General features: G+C 74.1%; 4 protein-coding genes. 2 read left to right on the forward strand and 2 right to left on the reverse strand.

Annotated features, from left to right (window positions below):
* Positions 1-654 (forward strand): endonuclease/exonuclease/phosphatase family protein (locus tag ACSNOC_RS27410; RefSeq protein ID WP_436750272.1); only part of this gene is annotated, 654 nt, incomplete at its 5' end.
* Between the two features lie 18 nt (positions 655-672).
* Here the strand turns inward: ACSNOC_RS27410 and ACSNOC_RS27415 are convergent.
* Positions 673-1146 carry a hypothetical protein gene (locus tag ACSNOC_RS27415; RefSeq protein ID WP_436750273.1) on the reverse strand — a complete coding sequence of 158 codons (474 nt, stop codon included), beginning with the start codon at positions 1144-1146 and terminating at the stop codon, positions 673-675.
* Positions 1143-1907 (reverse strand): alpha/beta hydrolase, encoded by a 765-nt coding sequence (locus ACSNOC_RS27420; protein WP_436750274.1) that lies wholly within the window; start codon positions 1905-1907, stop codon positions 1143-1145. Before ACSNOC_RS27420 ends, ACSNOC_RS27415 begins: the two co-directional genes overlap by 4 nt.
* A gap of 109 nt (positions 1908-2016) precedes the next feature.
* On the opposite strand from ACSNOC_RS27420, the gene ACSNOC_RS27425 reads away from it, so the two are divergent.
* Positions 2017-2730 (forward strand): lysophospholipid acyltransferase family protein, encoded by a 714-nt coding sequence (locus tag ACSNOC_RS27425; RefSeq protein WP_436750275.1) that lies wholly within the window; start codon positions 2017-2019, stop codon positions 2728-2730.
* The last annotated feature ends 48 nt before the right edge of the window (positions 2731-2778 follow it).

The following is a 2778-nucleotide window of genomic DNA, read 5'->3' on the forward strand; positions in this document are numbered from 1 at the left end:
GCGCTGGCCCGGGTGATCCGGGCCAGCGCCCCCGACGTGCTCTGCGTCCAGGAGGCGCCGCGGTTCGCCGGCTGGCGGCGGCATGCCGCCCGGCTGGGCCGGGCCACCGGCCTGGGGTATGTCAGCGGCGGCGCGCCCTCGTGCGGGACGATGGTCATGTCGAGGCTGGGGCCCGTGGTCGAGTACGCCGGGGCCGTCACCCTGCCCCACACCCCCGGGCTGCACCGGCGCGGGCTGGCCCTGGCGGTGCTGCGCCTCGGGACGGGCGCGCGGCTCGGGGTGGTGAGCTGTCACCTGAGCCTGCGGGCCGCGGAGCGGTACCGGCAGGCCGGGCTGGTGCTCGCACAGGTGGACCGGCTCGCCGCCGGGACGGCTGGGGTGGTGGTGGCCGGGGACCTCAACGACCGCCCGCACGGCCGGGCGTTCCGGCTGCTCGCCGGGCGGCTGACGGACGCCTGGCGGCGGGCCCCGGAGGGCGGCGAGTTCACCTTCTCCTCCGCCGCGCCCGACCGCAGGATCGACGCGGTGCTGTGCACGCCGGGCGTCGAGGTGCTGGGCTGCGGCGTGCCGGACGGGCCGGACCCGGCCGATCTGCGCCGGGCCACGGACCACCTGCCCCTGCTGGCGCGGCTGCGCCTGCCACCGGCCGGCTAGCCGGCCGGTGGCCGCAGGTCAGACGACGGCGCCGCTGCCGGGGTCGGCCCAGTCGTCGTCCCGGCCGTCCCGCATCCGCGTCACCAGCGTGGCGAAGCCGCCGAGGAACCCGCCCACGCCCAGCGTGACGATCCACCACGTCATCTGCCGCTGGAGCAGCACCGTGACGATCAGCAGCAGCGGCCCGCCCAGCACCGCGACCCAGGCCAGCTTGGTGGACAGGTCGGCCGCCGGAAGCGGCGGCGGCTCCGGCGGGACGAAATGCCCCTCGTCCTCGTCCTCCGCGGGCTCCCAGTCCCGCGGGCCCTCGGCCGGCGGCGGCCCGTCGAGGGGAGCGGCGGTCAGCTCGTCAGCCGTCAGAGGCACGCCCAGCGGCCAGACGCCCGGCGGATCGGCGGGCTCCTCGCCGTATCCGGCGACGATCTCGGCCCAGGCGGCTTCCTCGTCGATCGGGTCGCGGCCGTCGCCGCGCTCCTGGTCACGTTCCGTCACGGGGCTGTCTTCCTTGTCGCGAGGCGGGTGATGAAGGCGTCCGTCTCCTGAAAGATACGCTCCGCGTCGTGATCCAGGGTGGCCACGTGATAGCTGGCTTCGAGCACGTGCTCGGTGACGTCGGCCGAGGACACCGCCGCCAGCACGGCCGCCGAGTCCGACGGCGGCACGACGTGGTCCACCCGGCTGTGCATCAGCAGCAAGGGCTGTGTCACCTGGGCCAGTTCGCCCCGCACCAGCGCGAAGAGGGCACGCACGGAGTACGCGGCGTGCAGCGGCACGCGCTCGTACCCCGACTCCTCGACCCCCTCCTTGGCGATGTCCGAGATCAACCCCCGCGTGCTGGGCATCAGGTGCCGGACCACCGGCAGCGCGTAGCCCTGGAGCCGCGGAAATGTGATCGCCGGATTGACCAGCGCGAGCCCGCTGACGGCGGACCCGTGCCGGGCGGCGAGCCGCAGGGCCAGGGCGCCGCCCATGGACATGCCGCACACGAACACCCGCTCACAGCGGCGCGACAGCTCCCGCAGCTCGCGGTCCACCGTGGCGTACCAGTCCTGCCAGCCGGTCCGTTGCAGATCCTGCCAGCGCGTCCCGTGGCCCGGCAGGAGCGGCAGCGACACCGTGTGGCCCCGGGCGGCGAGGTGCTCGGCCCAGGGACGCAGGGAGTGGGGGGAGCCGGTGAAACCGTGACAGAGCAGCACGCCTGTCGGCGAACCGTCGTGGGTGAAGGGCTCGGCCCCGGGAAGAAGCTGTCGCATCGGCTCGCCTCCGTCGGTGGTGGGCGATTTCACCCTACGCGCGCGGCTCCTGGGCGCGCCATGCCCGGATGCCGAGTAGGGTCGGCCCAGGCGACGGGAGGTGGGCGCGGTGCTGTACGGCGCGATGAAGGTGTCCGTGGGGGCCGGCCTGAAGCTGGCCTTCCGGCCGTGGGTCGAGGGCAAGGAGCACGTGCCCGCGGCGGGACCGGCCATCCTCGCGAGCAACCATCTGTCGTTCTCCGACTCGTTCTTCCTGCCCGCGATACTGGACCGGAAGGTCACGTTCATCGCGAAGGCCGAGTACTTCACGTCGCCGGGCGTGAAGGGGAAGCTGACGGCCGCGTTCTTCAGGGGCGTCGGCCAGCTCCCGGTCGACCGCTCCGGCGCGCGCGGCGCGGGCGAGGAGGCGGTGCGCAGCGCCGTCGCGGTGCTGGAGCGCGGCGAGCTGTTCGGCATCTACCCGGAGGGCACCCGCTCGCCGGACGGCCGCCTGTACCGCGGCAAGCCGGGCGGCCTGGCCCGGGTGGCCCTGGCCACGGGCGCGCCGGTGATCCCGGTCGCGATGATCGACACGGAGAAGATCCAGCCGCCCGGGAAGATCGTGCCGAAGCTGATGCGCCCCGGCATCAGGATCGGGGAGCCGCTGGACTTCAGCCGGTACCGGGGCATGGAGAGCGACCGCTTCATCCTGCGCTCGGTGACGGACGAGGTGATGTACGCGATCATGAAGCTGTCCGGCCAGGAGTACGTGGACGTCTACGCGACGGCGGCGAAGCGGATGCTGGCCGAGGAAGCGAAGAAGCGGCGGCCGGACCCCCGGTGAGGCGACCCCGCCCGGCACCGGCACCCCGCTGAAGCTGTCTCTTATACA

Origin of the sequence: Streptomyces sp. URMC 129 (assembly GCF_051386415.1) — a bacterium.
Lineage (GTDB): Bacteria > Actinomycetota > Actinomycetes > Streptomycetales > Streptomycetaceae > Streptomyces.